Here is a 21,020-nt window from a genome sequence, read left to right on the forward strand (position 1 = left end):
TTTCATGTTCACACAGGCAAAATGCGGCCCACCCGGGATCCGGGTGTGCCGCATTCAAGCCTATGACACTCAAATGATGCTGATGGCCCTATCGGTTGGAGCTACCGGTGCTGGGAGGGTGGTCGAGCCCATGAGGAACTTATCGACCGAGGCTGCGCAAGCGCGGCCTTCAGCGATAGCCCACACGATCAGCGACTGTCCCCGACCGGCGTCTCCGGCGACGAAGACCGATTCGGTGTTCGTCATGTAGTAGCCATCTCGGGCGACGTTGCCCCGGTTGTCGAATTCGATACTGACCTGTTCGTCCAGCCCTGAAACTTCAGGTCCGGTGAACCCGAGGGCAAGCAAAACCAGATCCGCTTTGATTACGCGTTCGGTTCCAGGCTTCGGGAGGCGCTTGCCAGCAACAAATTCTGTCTCTGCAACTGTAACACCGATCACCTTATTCTGCTCAGTTCCCTCACCGGCGACAAAGTTCACAGTCGAGGCGAGGTAGGTGCGTTCGCCGCCCTCCTCGTGGGACGACTGCACTTCAAAGATCACTGGCATCATTGGCCACGGGTGGTTATCGCTGCGTTCAGCACCCGGCTGCTTGCCGATCGCCAGCGTCGTCACGCTGGCAGCACCCTGGCGCAGCGAGGTGCCGATGCAGTCCGATCCGGTGTCGCCGCCACCGAGGATCACCACATGCTTGCCCTTGGCGTCAATGGCGCGCTGCGCGCTGGTGCCGGCAACCACACGGTTGTTATCGGTGAGGAATTCCATCGCGTGGTGCACGCCATCGAGCTTGTTGCCGGGAACCGGAAGCTCACGCGGCACGGTGGCGCCGGTGGCGACAATCACCGCGTCGTAGTCGCGCTGCAACTGGTTCCAGGTGATGTCCTTGCCGATCTCGATGCCAGTGCGGAAGATCGTGCCTTCCTCGCGCATCTGGGCCAGGCGGCGATCGATGATCTGCTTTTCCAGCTTGAAGTCCGGAATGCCGAAGCGCAGCAGACCGCCGATGGCCTCATCGCGTTCGTACACGGCCACGGTGTGGCCGGCACGAGTCAGCTGCTGGGCTGCGGCCAAGCCAGCAGGGCCCGAACCGACGATGGCCACGCGGTGCTCGGTGTGGCGTGCTGGCGGCTGCGGAACGAAGTCCCCGCCATCCATCAGGTGCTCAGCCAGTTCGGCCTCCACCTGCTTGATGGTCACAGCGGGCTGGTTGATGCCCAGCACGCAAGAAGACTCGCACGGGGCCGGGCACAGCTTGCCGGTGAGCTCCGGGAAGTTGTTGGTGGACAGCAGGCGGGCCGCCGCATCATCCAGCCGGCCCTTGTAGGTCAGGTCGTTGAACTCAGGGATCAGGTTGCCCAGCGGGCAGCCCTGGTGGCAGAACGGGATGCCGCAGTCCATGCAGCGTGACGCCTGCTGCTGCAGGGTGCCGTTCTTCTGGCGCTCTACAACTTCCTTGTAGTCCATGATGCGCACCGGTACCGGGCGCTTGGGTTGGGTGACGCGCTCGGTCACCTTCAGGAATCCGCGTGGATCAGCCACGGGTCACCTCCAAAATCTTGTTCCATACCTGTGGCGAGTCAGGGTTCTGCCCGTTGGCTTCAGCGTCACTACGTACCTGCTGCACGGCTGCGAAGTCGCGCGGGGTAATGCTGGTGATGCGGCTGCGGGTCGCGTCCCAATTCAGCACCAGGCGCTGCGCCAGTGGCGAAGCGGTCTGCGCGATGTGCTCGGTGAGCAGCGTGTGGATGCGCTCGGCTTCCTGATCGGTGATCGGGTTGATCAGCAGGTCGCCTTGGCTGGCGGCCAGCGGGTTGAGCTTGGCTTCGTCGAAGTCGACGATCCATGCGACACCGCCGGAGAAGCCAGCGCCGAAATTGCGGCCGGTCTCCCCCAGGATCAGCACTTCGCCACCGGTCATGTATTCGCAGCCGTGTTCGCCGATGCCCTCGGTGACGATGGTCGCACCGGAGTTGCGCACGGCGAAGCGTTCGCCGACCTTGCCGTTGATGAACATCGAACCGCTGGTGGCACCGTAGCCCACCACGTTGCCGGCAATCACCTGTTCTTCCGGTGCGGAAGTGGTGCTCGTTGGCGGGTGGATGACGATCTTGCCGCCGGACAGGCCCTTGCCGACATAGTCGTTGGCGTCGCCATCCAGGGACAGCGTGACACCGGCTGGCAGGAAGGCGCCCAGCGACTGGCCGGCACGCCCGGCGAGGTTCACCGTAATGGTGTCCTCATCCAGGGTCTCCAGCCCGAAGGTCTTGGTGACATGGTGGCCCAGCAGCGTGCCCACCGAGCGGTCGGTGTTCACGATGTCGGCGTCGATGGTGACCGGGATGCGATCGGACAGGGCCGTGCCCGCGGCGGCCAGCAGTCGCTGGTCCAGGTGGCTGTCCAGTCCGTGGTCCTGGCCGATGCGGCGGCGGCGTGCGGCCACCTCGACTGCCGGCTCATGGGTGATGGCGGCCAGCGCCAGGCCCTGCACCTTCTGGTGCGCGCCGAGCTGATCGGCGTCGGTCTCCAGCAGTTCAACGCGGCCGATCACTTCGTCCAGGGTGCGGGCACCCAGGGAAGCGAGCAGTTCGCGGACTTCCTGGGCGATGAACTCGAAGAAGTTCACCACGAATTCGGCCTTGCCGCTGAAGCGTTCGCGCAGCACAGGGTTCTGCGTGGCCACGCCCACCGGGCAGGTGTCCAGGTGGCAGACGCGCATCATGATGCAGCCCGAGACCACCAGTGGGGCGGTGGCGAAACCGAATTCCTCGGCCCCCAGCAGGGCGCCGATGAGCACGTCGCGGCCGGTCTTGAGCTGGCCGTCGACCTGAACGGTCACGCGGTCGCGCAGGCCGTTGAGGATCAGGGTCTGCTGTGCTTCAGCCAGGCCGAGTTCCCACGGGGTTCCCGCGTGCTTCAGCGAGTTCATCGGCGAAGCCCCCGTGCCGCCGTCATGGCCGGAAATCAGGACCACGTCGGCCTTGGCCTTGGCCACGCCGGCTGCCACGGTGCCAATACCGGATTCGGAGACCAGCTTCACGTGGACGCGGGCGCTCGGGTTCGAGCACTTGGCATCGTGGATCAGCTGGGCCAGATCCTCGATCGAGTAGATGTCGTGGTGCGGTGGCGGGGAGATCAGGCCGACACCCGGGGTGGAGTGGCGGGTCTTGGCAATCCACGGGTAGAGCTTCTGGCTCATCAGCTGGCCGCCCTCGCCCGGCTTGGCGCCCTGGGCCATCTTGATCTGGATGTCATCCGCGTTGGACAGGTACAAGCTGGTCACGCCGAAACGGCCCGAAGCGATCTGCTTGACCGCGCTGCGGCGCTCCGGATCGAGCAGGCGCTCAGGATCCTCGCCGCCTTCGCCGGTGTTGGACTTGCCGCCCAGGCGGTTCATGGCGATCGCCAGTGTCTCGTGGGCTTCGGCGGAGATCGAACCGTAGCTCATCGCACCGGTGGCGAAGCGCTTCACGATCTCGGAAACCGGTTCGACCTCGTCGATGTCGATCGGGGTGATGCCCTCGGTCTTGAGCTTCAGCAGGCCGCGCAGGGTCTTGAGCTGCGCTGCCTGATCGTCCACAGCCTTGGTGTACTCCTTGAACACGTCGTAGCGGCGGGTGCGGGTGGAGTGCTGCAGGCGGAAGACGGTCTGCGGGTCGAACAGGTGCGGCGGGCCTTCACGGCGCCACTGGTATTCGCCGCCGACTTCGAGTTCGTTGGCCTGGGAGGCGCCGTCGATCTCCGGGTAGGCGCGAGAGTGGCGGGCGGCGGCTTCGGCTGCCACGACATCCAGCTCGATGCCAGAGAGCTTGGTGGTGGTGCCGGTGAAGTACTGGTCGACCACGCGCTGGGACAGGCCCACGGCTTCGAAGGTCTGGGCACCGCAGTAGCTGGAGACCGTGGAGATGCCCATTTTGGACATGATCTTCAGTACGCCCTTGCCCAGGGCCTTGATCAGGTTGGAGTTGGCGCTGGCGCCGTTGATGCCGGGCAGCTCGCCCTCCTCAGCCATCTGCTCCACCGACTCCAAGGCCAGGTACGGGTTGATCGCGGCCGCGCCGTATCCGATCAGCACCGCAATATGGTGCACTTCGCGGGCGTCGCCGGATTCGATGATCAGCGAGGCGCGGGTGCGGTTGGAGCTCTTGAGCAGGTGGTGGTGGACGGCGCTGGTCAGCAACAGCGATGGGATCGGAGCCCAGGCCGCGGAGGAATCGCGGTCGGAGAGCACGATGTAGCGCACGCCACGGTTCACCGCTGCGGAGACCTTCTCGCAGATTTCCTGCAGGCGGGCGCGCAGCTCGGATTCGCCGCCGGCCGGGCGGTACAGGCCGCGGACCTTCAGCGAGAGCTTCGAACCGGAATCGTCGCGCAGGTTCACGATCTTGGCCAGCTGGTCGTTGGTCAATACCGGATAGTCCAGGGCGATCTGGGTCTGCGGGACCTTCTCCAGGCTCAGCAGGTTGCCGTCCGGGCCGATGGTGGTGCGCATCGAGGTGACCAGCTCTTCGCGGATGGCATCCAACGGCGGGTTGGTGACCTGGGCGAAGGACTGGGTGAAGTAGTCGAAGAGCAGGCGCTGGCGGTCGGCCAGGGCGGCAATCGGCGTGTCGGTGCCCATGGCGGCCAGCGGCTCGGCGCCGGTGGTGGCCATGGGAGCCAGCAGGATGCGCAGCTCCTCGGTGGTGTAGCCGAAGGTCAGCTGGCGCAGCAGCACGGAGGCCGAATTGTGGCGCACGTGCTCCAGGTCTGGGAAGTCACCCAGGGTCTTCATGTTCTGCGAGACCCATTCGCGCCAAGGCTTGGCCGCAGCGACCTCTGCCTTGATCTCGGCATCTTCCACAATGCGGCCGGCGTTCAGATCGACGGCGAACATCTTGCCCGGGGCGACGCGGCCTTTGGAGACGATGTGCTCTTCAGCCACGTCGATCACGCCGACCTCGCTGGCCAGGACGACCAGATCGTCATCGGTGACCCACCAGCGGGCCGGGCGCAGGCCATTGCGGTCCAGCACCGCGCCGGCCATCTGGCCATCGGTGAAGCAGACAGCGGCCGGGCCGTCCCATGGCTCGATCAGCATCGAGTGGTACTGGTAGAAGGCGCGCAGATCCTCGTCCATCTGGGTGTCGTTTTCCCAGGGCTGCGGGATCATCATCATGATCGCTTCGGTGACGTTGCGCCCCGAGAGCATGAGCATTTCGGCGACCTCATCGAAGGAAGCGGAGTCCGAGGCACCGGGGGTGCAGATCGGGAACAGCTCTTCGGGGACCTCGCCGAGCAGCGTGGAGTCCAGGGTGGACTGGCGGGCGCGCATCCAGTTGCGGTTGCCCTTGACCGTGTTGATCTCGCCGTTGTGCGCAATGGTGCGGAACGGCTGGGCCAGCGGCCACGATGGGAAGGTGTTGGTGGAGAAGCGCGAGTGCACGATCGCGCAACGGCTGGTGAAGCTCGCCTCGGACAAATCCGGGTAGAACGGCTCGAGCTGCGCGGTGGAGACCATGCCCTTGTAGACAATGGACTGCGCCGAGAAGGATGCGAAGTAGATGCCCATCTTGTTGTGCGCGCGACGGCGGATGCGCCAGGCAGCAGCGTCGAGTTCGCGGCTGCTCAACGCTGGTTCGCCGGCGGGCGCGGAAACGAAGAACTGCGTGATGTAAGGCATGACCTTGCGTGCCGAGGCGCCGAGCACCGAGGCGTCGACCGGCACTTCGCGCCAGCCCAGGACCGCGAGGTTCTCTTCAGCGGCGAGGCCTTCGAGCTCGGACTGGGCGAACTCGCGCTCATTGGTTTCAGCAGGCAGGAACCCCATGCCCACGGCGTACGTGCCAGCCGCTGGGAGGGGGAAGTTTGTGGCGCCGCGCAGGAATGCGTCTGGCATGTGGAGCAAGATGCCCGCACCGTCACCGGTGCCTTCGTCGGCGCCGATGGCGCCGCGGTGTTCCAGACGGCGCAGAGCGGTCAGCGCGTGCACGACGATTTCGTGGCTGGATTCGTTCTTCAGGGACGCAATCATTGCCAGACCGCAGGCGTCCTTTTCGGCCGCTGGATCATACAATCCCTGCGCGCCAGGCAGTGCGGCGAAGCGGGTGTACGGCGAGGCAACGTCCTCGCCGGAGCCTGGCGAGGCGTTCATTTGGACTCCGGTCATGCTCATGAGCGTGCCTTTCTGTGGTTCATGCAGGATCGGCGCGCCAGGCCCTTTGGCAAAGAGTATATTTCCTGCAAGGGCGACCGGCCGCCTGGATGTTTCATCGGACTGAAACTTGTCGACAGTGCGAAGCGGGGTATGCCTGCGTATCGAGGTTCCGGGGACGAACATTTCCCACCTCGTTGTGGTACTGCATCGCGGGTCCGCTCCAGGGGGTTGAGGGCCCATCACGATGCCAACATCACACGTTACGCAATTTTTGTTTCTCCAGTGCGACCGTTTGTGTTTCAGAAATGTTAAAAACGGGGTGCACGCCACAATTCCAGAACGCCTCATCCTGGCATCGAAGTCCGAAAAAACCGGTTTTGTCTACCTGTTTTGGCCATCTCGTATGTTTCGGGAATGTTGCGGACTCTTATCGCGGATGCCGAGAAATTTCTTCCGAATTTTTCCGCAGGTTTCGCCATACTTGACCGACCGCGCGTCATGAAAGCGGCATCCGGCGGCGATCTTCCCGGGTTAATCAAAGGTGGCCGGCAAGCACGCATGCTTGCCGGCCACCGCCGCTAGCCCGAGACCGGGGCTGGATCCCGGGCCCCGTGCTACTGGATATTCTTTTCCTGGGTGCCGTCATCGGTTGGCTTGGCACTCTGCCCGCCCTGATCCGATCCGGCGTCCTGCACCGCTGGTTCCGGGGCGCGACCGGGCAAGAAGAACGGATCGGCATCCTGCGACCGGGTCCGCTTCAGCACCAGCGCCAGCGCGATTGCTCCGGCGATGACCAGCGCGATGGCCAGCCACTGGTGGACGCGCAGGCCCACCGGGCCGATGTTGATGATCTCCGCCGGATCCAGGCGCAGGGATTCGGTGAAGGTGCGGCCGATGCCATACCAGATCATGTAGCAGCAGAACATGGCACCGCGGCGCAGCTTGAACTTCCGATCGAGCGCGATCAATACCAGCGCGCCGAGAACGTTCCACAGCGACTCGTACAGGAAGGTCGGGTGGAAGAGCGTATCGGCCGGAAGTCCCGCAGGGAAGTTGTAGTTGTCCGGGTCGATCTGCAGCCCCCAGGGCAGCGTCGTCGGAGCGCCGAAGAGCTCTTGGTTGAACCAGTTGCCCCAGCGTCCCAGCGCCTGCGCCAGCAAGAGCCCCGGGACAGCCGCGTCGGCGAAGGCCGAGAGCCGCACGCCGGTTTTGCGGCAGCCGATCCAGGCGCCCAGGGCGCCGAGCGAGACCGCGCCCATGATGCCCAGCCCGCCCAGCCACAGCTGCGGAATCTCGGCCCAGTGCGCCTGTTGCCCGCCCAGGCCGAAGTAGTACATCGGATCGGTGATCAGCACGTGGTAGAGCCGGCCGCCGACGATGCCGAAGGGAATGGCCCAGATCGCGATATCCCAGAGCATGTCCGAATTGCCGCCGCGAGCCTGCATCCGCTTGTTCGTCAGCCACAGGGCGACCAGGATGCCGGCCAGGATGCACAGGGCGTAGGCGTGGATGGTCAGCGGGCCGATGCTGAATTTGGAGAATTCCGGCGGCGGGGACGGGATGGAGGCCGGCAGCGCGAGGGCCAGGTGCGTGCTCAAGCCCATTAGTTTCGTCCGCTCAGCTCGGCCGCGAGGCGCCCTACCGCTGGCACTCCCCCGTCGCGCAAGGCAGCCACCAGCGCGGTGCCGACAATCACGCCGTCCGCGTAGGCGCCGATTTCCTCGACATGCTCGCGTCGCGAGACGCCCAGTCCGACGCACGCGTTGGCTGCGCCGGCCGAATGGGCGGCATCAACGACGGCTTCGGCGGCCGAGGAGACCTCGCTGCGCGCGCCGGTGACGCCCATCAGCGAAACACAGTAGATGAAGCCGCTGGAAGCATCCACGGTGCGCTGCACGCGCTGCTCGGTGGAGGACGGCGCGATCAGGAAGACTCGCTCCAGATCGTACTTGGTGCTCGCTTCGATCCATTCGCCGGCTTCTTCTGGCACCAGATCCGGGGTGATCAGCCCGGCTCCGCCGGCTTCGGCGAAGCGGCGGGAGAATTCGTCCACGCCCAGGCGCAGTACCGGGTTCCAGTAGGTCATCACCATCACGGCCACATCGGTGCGTTCGGTGATGCCGCGCACGATGTCAAAAATCTGCGGCACCTTGAAGCCATTGGCCAGGGACTGCACGGTGGCTTCCTGGATGACCTGCCCGTCCATCACCGGGTCGGAGTAGGGAATGCCGATTTCGATGATGTCCACGCCGTTCTCGGCCAGCGCGACGGCGGCTTCGATGCTGGTCGGCACATCCGGGAAGCCGGCAGGCAGGTAGCCGATCAGCGCGGGGCGGCCCTCGGCACGAGCGGCTGCGATCTTTTCGGCACTAGTCACGCGGGTCATCTACTTCTCCTCGGAGTTCTGCGAGTTGGCCGCGTTGATTTCGGCTTCGGCATCTTTTTCGTCGATCATGTTGAACCAGGCGGCAGCGGTGCCCACGTCCTTGTCGCCGCGGCCCGAAAGGTTCGCGATGATGATGGTTTCTTCCGGCACGGCCCCTTCGGCGATCTTGCGCTGGGCCAGGCGGATGGTGCCGGCCAGCGCGTGGGCGGACTCGATCGCCGGCAGGATGCCCTCGGTGCGGCACAGGGCCTTGAAGGCGTCCATCGCCTCGGTATCGGTGACTGGCTCGTAGTTCACCCGGCCGATGTCCGACAGGTAGGCGTGCTCCGGGCCAACGCCCGGGTAGTCCAGCCCGGCGGAAATGGAGTGCGACTCGATGGTCTGGCCGTCCTCATCCTGCATCAGGTAGGACTTCGCGCCGTGCAGCACGCCCGGGCGGCCCAGGGTGATGGTGGCGGCGTGGCGATCGGTATCCACGCCGTCGCCGCCGGCTTCGAAGCCGTAGATCTGAACTTCCGGGTCATCGAGGAAGCCATGGAAGATGCCGATGGCGTTCGATCCGCCACCGATACAAGCGGTCACAGCATCGGGCAGGCGGCCGGCCTGTTCCAGGATCTGGGCGCGCGCTTCGTCGCCGATCACTTCGTGGAAGTAGCGCACCATGGCCGGGAAAGGCGCCCCGCCGGCGGCGGTTCCGAGCAGGTAGTGGGTGTTCTCCACATTCGCCACCCAGTCGCGCAAGGCCTCGTTGATGGCGTCCTTCAGGGTCTGGGAGCCCACGGTCACCGGGATGACGGTGGCGCCCAGCAGGCGCATGCGCGCCACGTTCAGCGCCTGGCGGCGGGTATCCTCGGCGCCCATGTACACCACGCATTCCAGGCCCATCAGGGCCGCTGCGGTGGCCGAGGCCACGCCGTGCTGGCCGGCTCCGGTTTCAGCGATGATGCGGGTCTTGCCCATGCGCTTGGCCAGCAGAGCCTGGCCGAGGACGTTGTTGATCTTGTGGCTGCCGGTGTGGTTCAAGTCTTCGCGCTTGAGGAAGATGCGCACTCCCCCGCAGTACTGCTCGGAGAAGCGCTTGGCTTCGGTCAGCAGCGAGGGGCGGCCCGAGTAGTTCTTGTTCAGGTCCTTGACCTGGGCGACGAATTCGGGATCGTTCTTCGCCGCTTCAAAGGTCTCGTTCAGCTCGTCCATGGCCGCCATGAGGGACTCTGGCATCCATCGTCCGCCGTAGGCACCGAAATAGGGGCCACTTGCGTGCCTTAGCGACTGTGCATCGATCGACTGGCTGTGCTCGGAATTTTCCGGGGTGCTCATCGATTCCCTCTTTTCTCAAACGAAGCTTGATTCATGGTATGTTTCGTGCCCCGCCGGAAGCTCCTGCGGGGCACGTGAAAGTCTGGTCGTGGTTCCTTGGCTCCGCGGCGGCTAGCGCTGCGGTTTGGCTTCGGTTCCAGCGGTGATGAATTCGGCGACGGTGGCGCGCGGATTCGCGTGCTTCACCAGTGCTTCACCCACCAGGATGGCATCGGCGCCGGCCGCACCGTACCCGGCGACCTGTGCGATGGATTCGACGCCTGATTCGGCGACGATCACCGCTTCGGCCGGGATCAGCGGGGCGAGTTTGCCGAAGGTCGCAGGATCGACGTCGAGCGTCTTCAGATTGCGCACGTTGACGCCGATGATTTTCGCTCCGGCCTTCAGCGCCCGCTGGATTTCTTCCTCGGTGTGCGTCTCGACCAGGGCGTTCATCCCCAGCTGATGCGTCAATTCTAGGAAAGAAGCCAGCAATTCATCATTCAGTGCCGCAACAATGAGCAATACGAGGTCCGCACCGTGGGCTCGGGCTTCGTAGATCTGGTACTCGTCGACCGTGAAATCCTTGCGGAGCACCGGGATCTGCACCGCGGCACGCACCGCGTCCAGATCTGCCAGCGAACCGCCAAATCGGCGGGCTTCGGTGAGCACCGAAATCACCGAGGCGCCACCAGCCTCGTATTCGGCGGCCAGGGCCGCCGGTTCAGCGATCTCAGCCAGCGCTCCCTTGGAGGGGGACTTGCGCTTGACTTCCGAGATCACCCGCAGCAGGTGGTCGCGGGAATCCTGCTGATCGCGGCCGCCCAGGGCCTGGAAGGCGTCGCGAGCCGGGGCAGCCTGCGCGGCAGCCGCTTTGACCGCTTCCAGGCTGGTGATTGCGCGACGGGCGCCCAGGTCTTCCCGGACGCCCGCAATGATGTCATCAAGAACGCTCAATTTAGTGCGATGCTCCGCTGCGAGCGCCACCGACACCAAAGCCGGCTGCCTTCAGGATGGCGCCAACGATCAGGCCGAGAACCACGATGCCGCAGCCTACCCAGACGATGGACCAAGCCAGGTTCGCGAAAGCGATGCCGCCGACGACGAAGCCTAGGGTCATGATCAGCACGCAGCTCCATGCTGCGATGGAGTTACCGTGGCCAATCTCTTCGGCGTATACCGGATCGATCTCGGTGTTCTGCGACATGTCTCGCGTTCTCCTTATGTTTGTTGAGCCGCCGGACCCCGGATGCAGGCCGCGGGCGTTGGTCTTCAGGAACCATTCTGCCATCTGTGCCCGGTCACATCCTATTTGCGCGGGCTTTCGTTTCAAATCGGTGGCGCGAATCACCACCGGGCAAGCTATTTGGCCTCGGAGGTGGGATCCTCGCCGGCCGACAGCTGCTCCCAGTTCGCGATGCTGCGCGAGGAGGGATCCTTGGCCGCGGTGGAGTTTTTTGCGGCCTGGCGGTCGTACTTGCTGGCCTTGGCCGGCCACTGGCGCGCGAAAACGAAAACCAGCACGGCCTGCAGGGCCATCAGGGCTCCGGCGATGATCGCCATCACCGGCCATGCGGTCACCGTGTAATCACCGGCGTTCTGCGTCAATCCGGTGGCTTCGGCCACGGCGGCCGCGGCCACGGCCTGCGGATCTCCCAGCGCGCCGGCTCCCGCGGCGATCGCGGCCACGCCGGCCAGCAGGCTCAGCGCAGCGATGATGTAGCGGGCGACCTTGCCGGCGATCAGCAGGGCCAGCGAACCAGCCAGCACCACCACGCACACGGCCGTCACCGAACCGGCGGCCGTCGCCCCGTCGATCACGATCTGCGGGATCTGCACCGAACTGGCGGCCACATCGACGGTGATCCAGGTTCGGGTCGCGGACCAAAAGCCCAAGAGGGCGCCGAGCACGCCGACCATGGCAAGGTAGCGGGCGCTGGTCAATTTTTTCACTGCTGTTCACCTAGTTCGGTGTTGATCTTGTGTGCTGCATGCATGGATTGGGCGGCCCACACGGCACGCAGCGGGGCGGCGGCCTTGTTCACGGTCTCCAGCGCCTCATCGGCGAACTTCGAGTCGTTGACGATTCCGCCGCCGGCTTGGACATAGGCCCGGCCGCCCTTCAAGAGCGCTGAACGGATGGCGATGGCCATGTCCATGTCGCCGGCGAAATCCAGGTAGCCCACGACTCCACCATAGATGCCGCGGCGGTACGGCTCGTATTCGTCGAGCAGTTGCAGGGCGCGGGGCTTGGGAGCGCCGGAGAGCGTGCCGGCCGGGAAGGTCGCGGCGAGCACATCGTAGGCGTCCACATCATCCCTGGTTTTGCCCACAACGTTGGAGACCAGGTGCATGATGTGGCTGAAGCGCTCGACCTCCATGAACTGGGTGACTTCCACGGTGCCTGCCTGGCAGACCCGGGACAGGTCGTTGCGCGAAAGATCGACCAGCATCAGGTGCTCGGCGCGTTCCTTCTCATCGTTCACCAGCGACTTCTCGAAGAGCTGATCGTCCTCGTAGTTGGCCCCGCGCGGACGCGAACCGGCGATCGGGTGGGTGACCACATGAGAGTCGTTGACCGTCACCAGGGCTTCCGGCGAAGAACCGACGATCTCGAAAGCCTCGCCATCCTCGTTCTCGAAATTGAACAGGTACATGTAGGGGCTCGGGTTGGTCGCCCGCAGCACGCGGTAGACATCCAGCGCGTCGGCCTGGGTTTCCAGCTCGAAGCGTCGCGACACCACGATCTGGAACACCTCGCCATCAACGATCGCGGTCTTGGACTTGGCCAGGGCGTCAAGGTACTCGTTTTCCGCCCACGAATGGGCCACCGATTCCATCAGCTTCTCGCGCGGTACGTCGGTGCCCGAGAGCACCGAGGCGGTGGCTTGCACCGGTTCGGCCAGCTGATCGAGCATCCGCTGCAGGCGAGCCACCGCATCGTCGTAGGCCTCGTCCACGTTCTCGTCGTTGCCGTTGAAGTTGATGGCGTTGGCGATCAGCGTGACCGTGCCTTCGGCCGAATCATGGGCCGCCATATCAGCGACGAGGTTCATGCTCAGTTCCGGCAGGTTCAGGTCGTCTGCCGGAGGATTCGGGAGCTTCTCCCAATGGCGCACGCACTCCCATCCGACGAACCCGACCATGCCGCCGGTCAAGGTCGGCAAGCCAGGCACCGGTTCGGTTTTCAGGGCGCGCACGGTGTCGCGCAGCACCTCGACGCCCACCCCGCCGGTCGGCAGGCCGTCTGGCGCCTGCCCCTGCCAGTAGGCATCTCCCCCGCGGGTGCTCAGCGTGGCCGGCGAGTTCACGCCGATGAAGGAATACCGGCTCCACACGCCGCCCGGGGCCGCGGATTCCATCAAGAAGGTGCCGCGACGGCCCTGGCCCAGTGTGCGGTACAGCCCGATCGGGGTCAGCGAGTCGGCGAGGACGGTAATCGTCACCGGTATCACCCGACGATCAGCGGCCATGGTCCGGAAGTGCTCGCGCGACGGGGAAATCTTGCCGAGAGTTTTCATCAGTGTTCTTCTTCTACGTGTTGTTCCTGCAGGTTCGCGCCGTGCAAGAAGCATCAATTTCCGGCCGGCCTGCCTGGGCGGCTGGAAATTTGGAAAGTACTATTCTGGGCGGTGGCCGACCGCAGCCGGAAGCTGCCGATCGGTGAAGCAGGATTCGGTACCGGTGTGGCAAGCCGCCCCCACCTGGTCCACCTGCACCAGCAGCGCATCGCCGTCGCAATCCAGGGCGACGGACTTCACGAACTGGAAGTGTCCGGAGGTATCGCCCTTGCGCCAATATTCCTGCCGGGAGCGCGAGTAAAAAGTCACGCGGCCCGTGCTCAAGGTGCGGCGCAACGCTTCATCGTCCATCCAGCCGAGCATGAGGACCTTGCCCGTGTCATATTGCTGTGCGATCGCGGCAACTAGCCCATTGCCATCGCGCTTAAGCCGATCGGCAATCGCTGGATCGAGGCTTGGGGTTTCGGGGCTCGGATTCGAGCCGTCGTTAGAAGTAGACATCCCCTTTAGCATACTGGTTTTAGCGATCTTTCATCGCCCTGTGACGCACCGCTCGTCAACGCCATTGAGTAGAAGGGCGACACTGCCCCGCATTGCGCAATTCAATGCTTGGCCCGTGCTACTTTCAGAAGTGATGCACTTAGTTCAGGCTTCCAGACTCGCGTTGGCCGAGACCTTGCTTGCCGCAGGTCCTACCGCTGACACTCTTTGCGACGGGTGGCAAACCCGTCATCTTGCCGCGCACCTTGTGGTCCGCGAACGATCGATCCTTGCCGCGGGCGTCGTTTTCAAACCGCTCTCCAAAAAACTGGATGCCAAGGTCAACGAGCTGGCGACCTCGGCACAGTCCCCTGAACGTTATGCCTCGCTGATTCGCACCTTCCGCTCTGGTCCCGCCAAGTACTCGCCGTTCGTGATCGACAAGTTCGACCAGGCCGCGAACCTCTCCGAGTACTTCATCCATACCGAAGACGTCCGGCGTGCACGCGCGCAATGGGCACCTCGAGTCCTGGACAAGGAATACACCGAGCTTCTGTGGCAATCCCTGACCCGGATGTCCCGAGTCCTCTTCCGCAAGGCGCCTGTCGGCATCATCTTGACTCGTCCTGATGGACAGCGCCACGTTGCCAAGAAGGCACCTAACGCTGTTTCAATCACCGGGCCGGTCACCGAATTGATGCTGTACGGTTTCGGACGAATCGATCAGAGCCTCGTGCTCTTTGAAGGTGGAGAAACCGCCCTGGAAATCGTCAAGGGTTTCAAGCCAGGGTTCTAGCAAATCGATGTTGGCCGAATCGTGGGAGACATTCAGTGTCACCTTAATTTCATTATCGAACACTCATGATTCTCCAATTTGTTGGCTGATACGGGGTTCTCGGCTCTGACTCTTATCTTCGTCAACATTGAGGTTATTGCGGACGATGAAGTCTAATTGGTAGTCCAACAATCCCGATGACTTGTCCACACGTTTATATAAACCACTACTCATCACGAGATCCAGAGAATAGTATGTCTCTCATCAATGATCCGCATAGTGGCGAGGCGATATTGAAATGGATCCGAGGAAGTTAATAGTCATAACTGTTGGCATTGGTCTAATGCTCGCTGGATGCAGCGGAAGTACATCTAGTGATTTCCCAAAGCCAAGCGAGACACCTTCTCAGTCCGATTCCGCGGATTCAGGAGAGGACGTATCCAAAGCTCCTGCCGGTGTTTCACGCACCTATCTTGAAGGGTCTTCAAAAGGTCCTGCGAAAAACGTTCCTAAACCGGAGTTGCCTGCTGACGCAAAAGAATTCACGGAAGCGAGCGCTTCGAGCTTCGTTGAATATTATTTTGAACTACTGAACTACGCCATCGAAACGAATGAGGTGGCAGAGGTCAAACGCCTCTCGTCCAAAGAATGCGAACTTTGCGATAAGTCAATCATTAACGAGGCCGAGGCTGCGCAGAAATCTGGTGAATGGCAAGTAGGCGGCGAACACCACCCCAAGATTCTTGATTCCCATATTTCCGGAAAGAATGTAGCTATCGTGACGGTGGAATACACAGCCGATTCGGCGAAGGTGTACTCAGCGCCGGGAAAGCTGCAAGAAGAACTAGATAAGATCGATCCAAACCGTCTTGCCTTCGACCTAGAATACGATGAGGGCTGGCGTGTATATAAGATACTCGGAGCCAACTGATGTTGCGGCCAGTGCATCTTCTCGCGCCCGCGATATCAGTATTGATTTTCTTCACGCCAACGAGTGGCACCAACATCTACGCAACTGAAATAAATGGAGAATCCGCAGGAGTTCGTTTCACCGAAGAAGACGTTGAGGAGACGGACAAAAAACAACGAACTCTGAATCTTCCCAAAATTTTGGAAATTCAATCGCCTGACGACCCCAGAAACAGTCAGCGAAAGAAGAAAAAGTACAAGATTCGAGATTACGATACATGCATTCCGGGTCAGGAGAATGTCAAAGCCTGTGACAGCAACCCTGATCAAGCTACATGCGATAACGGAACTTACCCCATCGAGCGCCAGATATTAGATACAAAAGGCCATGTGCTTTTTCAATACCGTTATTGCCCTGGCGACCCGCCAAAAATTGACATTCCCGATGAAAACCTGATCGAGAGCAAACCTATTATCATCACCATCGAAAAGTTCAGGAGCTACCCAATCAAGGGCTCGACGATTCAGAGCGCGCCAAACAAGTTTTCTCTTCGAAATGGACACACGCATTTCTGGGCCAGCAAGGAAACTCAGGAATTCCAGTCGAACTTGTCTGGGGCAAATGTCAGGATCAAAGCAATCCCCATCCAGTGGAACTGGAGCTACGGCGATGGCTCACAACGAAACCTGAACTTCCCAGGTGAAGCAATGCCTGGACATACCCTGCATGATGAAACGCCTACCAGTCATTCATATTCGGAGACAGGCAAATTCGGAGTCAAGGTGACGACCCTGTATCGCGGCGAGTTCAGCGTGGATGGTGGACCTTGGCAAGCGATTCCCGGACAGGCGGCAGTTCCCAGTAATACTTTGCCAATGGACGTATGGCGTACGGAGAAGGAACTCATCGCCAACGACTAAGCATAAAGAAATGGCTCGACACCTTGGTGTCGAGCCATTCTCACCTTGAGCCTACCGAACCGGATAACCAGCGTCGCGGATCGCCTGCTTCACCTGGGCGATCATATCCTTTGGACCAAAGTGGAAGATCGATGCAGCTAGCACTGCGTCTGCGCCGGCTTCGATGGCAGGAGGAAAATCCTCAGGCTTTCCAGCGCCGCCGGAGGCGATCAGCGGCACCGACACCGCTGCGCGGACAGCCCGAATCATGTCGAGGTCGAACCCGTCCTTGGTGCCATCAGCATCAATGGAATTGAGCAGGATCTCCCCCACACCACGTTCTGCGGCTTCTTTCGCCCATGCCACAGCACACATGCCGGTACCGGTTCGGCCACCATGGGTTGTCACCTCGTAGCCGGATGCGATCGAAGGATCGGCCGTGCGGCGTGCGTCTACCGAGAGCACCAGCACCTGGGACCCGAAGCGCTCAGTGATTTCATTGATCACCTCAGGGCGAGTCACCGCAGCCGTATTGATCGACGCCTTGTCAGCACCGTTGCGCAGCAGGCGGTCAACGTCCTCTGCCGCACGGACGCCTCCGCCGACGGTCAGGGGGATGAAGACTTCCTCGGCTGTCTGGCGGACAACCTCGTAGGTGGTTTCGCGATCCGAGCTGGACGCAGTGACATCCAGGAAGGTCAGTTCGTCTGCGCCCGCTTCGTTATAGCGGCGGGCGAGTTCAACTGGATCACCGGCATCACGAAGGCCCTCGAAATTGACGCCCTTGACGACACGGCCAGCATCAACATCAAGACAAGGAATAACGCGGATAGCAACGCTCATCGAAGGTAGATTCCTTGTCTACTAGATGCGGCAGGCGTGGATTTGGCTCACCAGGATGGCTCGGGCGCCTACGTCGTACAGTTCATCCATGATGGTGTTGGTCTGCGACTTCTTCACCATCGCACGAACTGCAACCCAGTCGGAGTTGGCCAGATCGGAAACGGTTGGCGATTCCAATCCCGGGGTAAGTGCGCAGGCTTCGTCAGCCTGTTCGCGACGCACGTCGTAGTCAAGCAGGACGTACTGTCGGGCAACTAGCACACCGTTCAGGCGGCGGATCAGCACGTCCAGGCCAGCTGGCTTGTGGTTAACGCGGCCGATCAAAACGGCCTCCGACTGCAGCAGTGGATCGCCGAAGATCTCCATGCCAGCAGCCTTGATGGTGTTTCCGGTTTCGACCACATCGGCGATGGCATCGGCCACGCCGAGGCGAACCGATGATTCAATAGCACCGTCAAGGCGGACGATCGATGCATCGATGCCGGCCTTTTCCAGATAGTGGCGCAGCAACACGTCGTAGCTGGTGGCGATGCGCTTGCCGTTGAGCTGCTTGGCGTCGTTGAACGCGCCGATGGGGGCGGCGAAGCGGAAAGCGGACTTTCCAATGCCGAGGGACAGCTGTTCTTCAACGTCGTCGTCCACGTCTGCGTCGAGGTAGAGATCGCGGCCGGTGATTCCCACGTCGAGGATGCCGCGGCCTACATATACGGCGATGTCGCGCGGACGCAGGTAGAAGAATTCAACCTGGTTTTCTTCGTCGACGAGGACCAGTTCACGCGAATCGCGGCGCTGGAGGTAACCGGCTTCCTTGAACATGGTGGAAGCGATTTCTGAAAGGGCACCCTTGTTGGGCAGGGCTACGCGGAGCATTAATGACTCATTTCGTCAGTGTGGCGCTGCGGCGTTCAGCCATAAACAAGCGCCAAGGATTATTTCGTTGGCCGTTGTTTCTGCCGTGCTATCGTCGCGTACGGATCGAAGATGATCCGTACGCGGCGATGCGACGGCTATAGATGCTTGTAAACGTCGGCCAAGGTCATGCCCTTGGCGATCATGAGAACCTGAAGGTGGTAGAGCAGCTGGGAAATTTCCTCTGCTGCGGCCTCGTCGGATTCGTACTCCGCAGCCATCCAAACTTCGGCGGCTTCCTCGACGACTTTTTTGCCGATGCCATGGACACCAGAGTCGAGTTCGGTGACGGTACGAGAGCCTTCCGGGCGTTCTTGTGCCTTGAGCGACAGTTCGCTGAAGAGCTCGTCAAAAGTTTTCACGGAACCAATCCTAGCGTTTTTCTTCACGGGTTCTGCATTCAGGTGGCCCTATGTGACGGGCCTCCCGAGGGCTACGCCAAGGCGGCAACCGTCATGACCGCTGCCGAGTAGGCCTCGTATCCCTTGTCTTCGCTGGAGTTTTCCAAGCCAGCGCGGTCCAGACCCTGCTCTTCGTTATCGCAGGTGAGCACGCCGAAACCGACAGGGGTCTTGGTGTCGACACTCACATTGGTTAAGCCATTGGTCGCCGCCAGGCAGACGTAGTCGAAGTGCGGGGTGCCGCCGCGGATCACCACGCCCAGGGCGATGATCGCGTCGTAGTCCACGGCCAGTGAAGCGGCCGCGACCGGCAGCTCGAAGGTGCCAGGGACCCGAATCAGGGTGGTGCTGTCCTCCAGCCCTGCGTCCTTGGCGGCACGCTGAGCGCCGTCGATCAGGCCGTTCATGATGACCTCGTGCCAGCTGGCGGCAAGGATCGCCACCTTCAGTCCAGCGAATTTTTCGCTGCCGGCCAATGACTTCAGCTGCTCGGCGACATCGGTAGGGGCTCCGTGCTTGCTCATGGATTTTCTCCTCGTGCGGTGGGGTACTCGTGCGGTGGGGTGTCAGGCGCCGTGGTAGGCGTCGGCTTCGGTATCGGTCAACGGCTCATCGAGAAGATCCAGGTGGTGGCCGAAGCGCGCTTGCTTGGTGTGCAGGTAGGCGGAGTTCTGCTCGCGCGGGGTGATGCGCAGCGAGACCAGTTCCTCGACTGCAATGCCTGCATCGGTCAACTGCTGCTGCTTGTCAGGATTGTTGCTCAGCAGGCGGATGGCTTGCAGCCCCATGGCCTTGAGGATCGCCGCCACCGCAAAATATTCGCGGGCATCGGCCGGGAAGCCCAGATGCAAGTTGGCATCCAAGGTGTCCATCCCGGATTCCTGCAATGCGTAGGCGCGCAGCTTGTTCGCCAGGCCGATGCCCCGGCCCTCGTGCCCGCGAATGTAGATGATGTGTCCGCCCTCGGCGGCGATCTGCGCCATCGAAGCATGCAGCTGCTCGCCGCAGTCGCAGCGGTAGGACCCGAAAATGTCGCCGGTCAGGCATTCCGAATGGATGCGCACCAGATTTGATGGCGAGCTGCCGTTCGGTCCTTCATGGCTGAGCACCATGTGCTCGTGGCCTTCGGCGGTAGCCGCCCGGGCGGTGAAGTCGCCGAAAGCGGTCGGCAATTTGATCGGATCGGTCAGCTCGATCTCGTCATTGACCCGGCGCCAGCGTGCCAGATCGTCAATGGAGATCAGCGGCAGGTCATGCCCTGCGGCGAAGACCCGCAGGTCATCCAGGCGCATCATTTCGCCGTCGTCCTTGGTGATCTCGCCGATCACGCCTACCGGTTCCAGTCCGGCCGCACGGCACAGGTCAACGGCGGCCTCGGTGTGGCCGCGCCGTTCGAGCACGCCACCGGCGGCCGCTCGCAGCGGGAAGATATGCCCGGGGCGCGAAAGCTGCGCCGGCACGGTAGCCGGATCGGCCAGCAACCGGGTGGTCAACGCTCGATCGGCCGCGGAAATGCCGGTGGTGATGCCCTCGGCCGCATCGCAGGTGATGGTGAACGCGGTGCCCTTGGCATCCTGGTTGATGCCGACCATGGGGCCCAGGCCCAAGGCGTCGGCGCGCTCGGCCTGAAGCGGAACGCAGATGACCCCTGAGGTGTAGCGGATGGTGAAGGCCATCAGCTCGCTGGTGGCATGCTGGGCGGCGAAGATGATGTCGCCCTCATTTTCGCGGTCCTCGTCATCCACGACAACGACGGCCCGGCCGGCCGCCAATGCGGCCAGCGCCGCTGGGATCGGGTCTAGCGTGGAAGGGCTCATGCGCGGGCACCGCCGAATTCGTTCAGGCGGGCGACGTACTTGGCCAGCACGTCGACCTCGATGTTGATCTTGTCGCCGACCTGGCGCTGGCCCATGGTGGTTTCGGCCAAGGTGATGGGAATGAGGCCCACTTCCACCCAGTGCGCCCCGGTGGAGCTCGCCGGCGAGACCCCGGTGATGGTCAGCGAGATGCCGTCCAGGGCAATCGATCCCTTTTCCGCGGTGAGCGGCGCGTACTGGTCGTCCAGGGAAATGCGGAAGGTGGTCCACTGGCCGTGGTCGACGCGCTGCAGGACTTCGCCCACGGTATCCACATGGCCCTGCACGACGTGCCCGTCGAGCCGTGCGCCCGCCTGGGTGCAGCGCTCAAGGTTGACAGTGTCGCCGGCACGCAGGGATCCGGTAGTGGTGCGGCGCAAGGTTTCGCCCATCACATCAACGCTGAGCTTCTCCCCCTCCAGCTCGGTGGCGGTCAGGCAGACGCCGTTGACGGCCAGCGATCCGCCCAGGCCGAGGTTCTCGGTGTGCCCGGGGGCGCTGAGGGTGAGTACTGCCAGGTCCTGATCGGGATCGGTGCTGATCCCCTCGATGATCCCCTGGCCGGTGACGATTCCGGTAAACATGATTTCTCCTCGAAAAATTTGTGGTTC

General features: G+C 62.5%; 19 protein-coding genes. 3 read left to right on the forward strand and 16 right to left on the reverse strand.

Annotated elements, in window-relative coordinates; translation table 11 throughout:
• Positions 1–69 precede the first annotated feature (69 nt).
• The 10 genes from OF385_RS09385 to hisI form a co-directional block, all read right to left on the reverse strand.
• Entirely contained in the window at positions 70–1,539 is a 1,470-nt protein-coding gene (locus tag OF385_RS09385; protein WP_264275154.1) for a glutamate synthase subunit beta, read from the reverse strand.
• Complete coding sequence (gene gltB / locus OF385_RS09390) at positions 1,532–6,151, reverse strand: glutamate synthase large subunit (protein WP_413467962.1); 4,620 nt, start codon at positions 6,149–6,151, stop codon at positions 1,532–1,534. The genes OF385_RS09385 and gltB overlap by 8 nt, the downstream gene beginning before the upstream one ends.
• A gap of 596 nt (positions 6,152–6,747) precedes the next feature.
• Positions 6,748–7,737 (reverse strand): prolipoprotein diacylglyceryl transferase, encoded by a 990-nt coding sequence (lgt, locus tag OF385_RS09395; RefSeq protein ID WP_319019066.1) that lies wholly within the window; start codon positions 7,735–7,737, stop codon positions 6,748–6,750.
• A complete protein-coding gene (gene trpA / locus OF385_RS09400; RefSeq protein WP_264275155.1) occupies positions 7,737–8,519 on the reverse strand; it encodes a tryptophan synthase subunit alpha in 783 nt (260 codons plus the stop codon). The genes lgt and trpA overlap by 1 nt, the downstream gene beginning before the upstream one ends.
• A complete protein-coding gene (gene trpB / locus OF385_RS09405) occupies positions 8,520–9,836 on the reverse strand; it encodes a tryptophan synthase subunit beta (RefSeq protein WP_264275156.1) in 1,317 nt (438 codons plus the stop codon). It lies immediately after the preceding gene.
• 111 nt (positions 9,837–9,947) lie between these two features.
• Positions 9,948–10,772, reverse strand: a complete 825-nt coding sequence (trpC, locus tag OF385_RS09410; protein ID WP_264275157.1) for an indole-3-glycerol phosphate synthase TrpC — start codon at positions 10,770–10,772, stop codon at positions 9,948–9,950.
• Between the two features lies 1 nt (position 10,773).
• Positions 10,774–11,022 (reverse strand): HGxxPAAW family protein, encoded by a 249-nt coding sequence (locus tag OF385_RS09415; RefSeq protein WP_022876452.1) that lies wholly within the window; start codon positions 11,020–11,022, stop codon positions 10,774–10,776.
• A 155-nt stretch (positions 11,023–11,177) separates the two neighbouring features.
• Complete coding sequence (locus OF385_RS09420) at positions 11,178–11,768, reverse strand: Trp biosynthesis-associated membrane protein (RefSeq protein WP_264275158.1); 591 nt, start codon at positions 11,766–11,768, stop codon at positions 11,178–11,180.
• Positions 11,765–13,336 (reverse strand): anthranilate synthase component I, encoded by a 1,572-nt coding sequence (locus OF385_RS09425; RefSeq protein ID WP_264275159.1) that lies wholly within the window; start codon positions 13,334–13,336, stop codon positions 11,765–11,767. The genes OF385_RS09420 and OF385_RS09425 overlap by 4 nt, the downstream gene beginning before the upstream one ends.
• A 99-nt stretch (positions 13,337–13,435) precedes the next feature.
• Positions 13,436–13,837, reverse strand: a complete 402-nt coding sequence (gene hisI / locus OF385_RS09430; protein ID WP_264275160.1) for a phosphoribosyl-AMP cyclohydrolase — start codon at positions 13,835–13,837, stop codon at positions 13,436–13,438.
• 133 nt (positions 13,838–13,970) lie between these two features.
• Between hisI and OF385_RS09435 the strand changes: the two genes are divergently transcribed.
• From OF385_RS09435 to OF385_RS09445, 3 genes are all read left to right on the forward strand, one after another.
• Positions 13,971–14,612 (forward strand): TIGR03085 family metal-binding protein, encoded by a 642-nt coding sequence (locus OF385_RS09435; RefSeq protein WP_264277891.1) that lies wholly within the window; start codon positions 13,971–13,973, stop codon positions 14,610–14,612.
• 277 nt (positions 14,613–14,889) lie between these two features.
• Entirely contained in the window at positions 14,890–15,522 is a 633-nt protein-coding gene (locus OF385_RS09440) for a DUF6318 family protein (protein WP_264275161.1), read from the forward strand.
• A gap of 11 nt (positions 15,523–15,533) precedes the next feature.
• A complete protein-coding gene (locus OF385_RS09445; RefSeq protein WP_264275162.1) occupies positions 15,534–16,421 on the forward strand; it encodes a hypothetical protein in 888 nt (295 codons plus the stop codon).
• A gap of 51 nt (positions 16,422–16,472) precedes the next feature.
• Here OF385_RS09445 and hisF read toward each other — a convergent pair whose 3' ends face one another.
• The 6 genes from hisF to OF385_RS09475 form a co-directional block, all read right to left on the reverse strand.
• Complete coding sequence (gene hisF, locus OF385_RS09450; RefSeq protein WP_264275163.1) at positions 16,473–17,243, reverse strand: imidazole glycerol phosphate synthase subunit HisF; 771 nt, start codon at positions 17,241–17,243, stop codon at positions 16,473–16,475.
• A gap of 21 nt (positions 17,244–17,264) precedes the next feature.
• Positions 17,265–18,113 carry an ATP phosphoribosyltransferase gene (hisG, locus tag OF385_RS09455; protein WP_264275164.1) on the reverse strand — a complete coding sequence of 283 codons (849 nt, stop codon included), beginning with the start codon at positions 18,111–18,113 and terminating at the stop codon, positions 17,265–17,267.
• A 137-nt stretch (positions 18,114–18,250) separates the two neighbouring features.
• The gene (locus OF385_RS09460) at positions 18,251–18,514 is read right to left on the reverse strand and encodes a phosphoribosyl-ATP diphosphatase (protein WP_022876460.1); all 264 of its coding nucleotides are present in this window, start codon (positions 18,512–18,514) and stop codon (positions 18,251–18,253) included.
• Positions 18,515–18,585: 71 nt separating this feature from the next.
• A complete protein-coding gene (ribH, locus tag OF385_RS09465; RefSeq protein ID WP_264275165.1) occupies positions 18,586–19,077 on the reverse strand; it encodes a 6,7-dimethyl-8-ribityllumazine synthase in 492 nt (163 codons plus the stop codon).
• Positions 19,078–19,119: 42 nt separating this feature from the next.
• A complete protein-coding gene (gene ribB, locus OF385_RS09470; RefSeq protein WP_264275166.1) occupies positions 19,120–20,370 on the reverse strand; it encodes a 3,4-dihydroxy-2-butanone-4-phosphate synthase in 1,251 nt (416 codons plus the stop codon).
• Positions 20,367–20,993, reverse strand: a complete 627-nt coding sequence (locus OF385_RS09475; RefSeq protein ID WP_264275167.1) for a riboflavin synthase — start codon at positions 20,991–20,993, stop codon at positions 20,367–20,369. The genes ribB and OF385_RS09475 overlap by 4 nt, the downstream gene beginning before the upstream one ends.
• Between the last annotated feature and the right edge of the window lie 27 nt (positions 20,994–21,020).

This window comes from Glutamicibacter sp. JL.03c, from assembly GCF_025854375.1.
Lineage (GTDB): Bacteria > Actinomycetota > Actinomycetes > Actinomycetales > Micrococcaceae > Glutamicibacter.

What these genes read in the sequence shown, in the direction of transcription:
- OF385_RS09440 (WP_264275161.1), top strand. Translation starts at nt 14,890, where the DNA reads ATGGATCCGAGGAAGTTAATAGTCATAACTGTTGGCATTGGTCTAATG.
- hisI (WP_264275160.1), bottom strand. Translation starts at nt 13,837, where the DNA reads ATGTCTACTTCTAACGACGGCTCGAATCCGAGCCCCGAAACCCCAAGC.
- hisG (WP_264275164.1), bottom strand. Translation starts at nt 18,113, where the DNA reads ATGCTCCGCGTAGCCCTGCCCAACAAGGGTGCCCTTTCAGAAATCGCT.
- lgt (WP_319019066.1), bottom strand. Translation starts at nt 7,737, where the DNA reads ATGGGCTTGAGCACGCACCTGGCCCTCGCGCTGCCGGCCTCCATCCCG.
- OF385_RS09415 (WP_022876452.1), bottom strand. Translation starts at nt 11,022, where the DNA reads ATGTCGCAGAACACCGAGATCGATCCGGTATACGCCGAAGAGATTGGC.
- hisF (WP_264275163.1), bottom strand. Translation starts at nt 17,243, where the DNA reads ATGAGCGTTGCTATCCGCGTTATTCCTTGTCTTGATGTTGATGCTGGC.
- trpB (WP_264275156.1), bottom strand. Translation starts at nt 9,836, where the DNA reads ATGAGCACCCCGGAAAATTCCGAGCACAGCCAGTCGATCGATGCACAG.
- OF385_RS09475 (WP_264275167.1), bottom strand. Translation starts at nt 20,993, where the DNA reads ATGTTTACCGGAATCGTCACCGGCCAGGGGATCATCGAGGGGATCAGC.
- gltB (WP_413467962.1), bottom strand. Translation starts at nt 6,151, where the DNA reads ATGAGCATGACCGGAGTCCAAATGAACGCCTCGCCAGGCTCCGGCGAG.
- OF385_RS09425 (WP_264275159.1), bottom strand. Translation starts at nt 13,336, where the DNA reads ATGAAAACTCTCGGCAAGATTTCCCCGTCGCGCGAGCACTTCCGGACC.
- OF385_RS09435 (WP_264277891.1), top strand. Translation starts at nt 13,971, where the DNA reads ATGCACTTAGTTCAGGCTTCCAGACTCGCGTTGGCCGAGACCTTGCTT.
- trpA (WP_264275155.1), bottom strand. Translation starts at nt 8,519, where the DNA reads ATGACCCGCGTGACTAGTGCCGAAAAGATCGCAGCCGCTCGTGCCGAG.
- ribH (WP_264275165.1), bottom strand. Translation starts at nt 19,077, where the DNA reads ATGAGCAAGCACGGAGCCCCTACCGATGTCGCCGAGCAGCTGAAGTCA.
- ribB (WP_264275166.1), bottom strand. Translation starts at nt 20,370, where the DNA reads ATGAGCCCTTCCACGCTAGACCCGATCCCAGCGGCGCTGGCCGCATTG.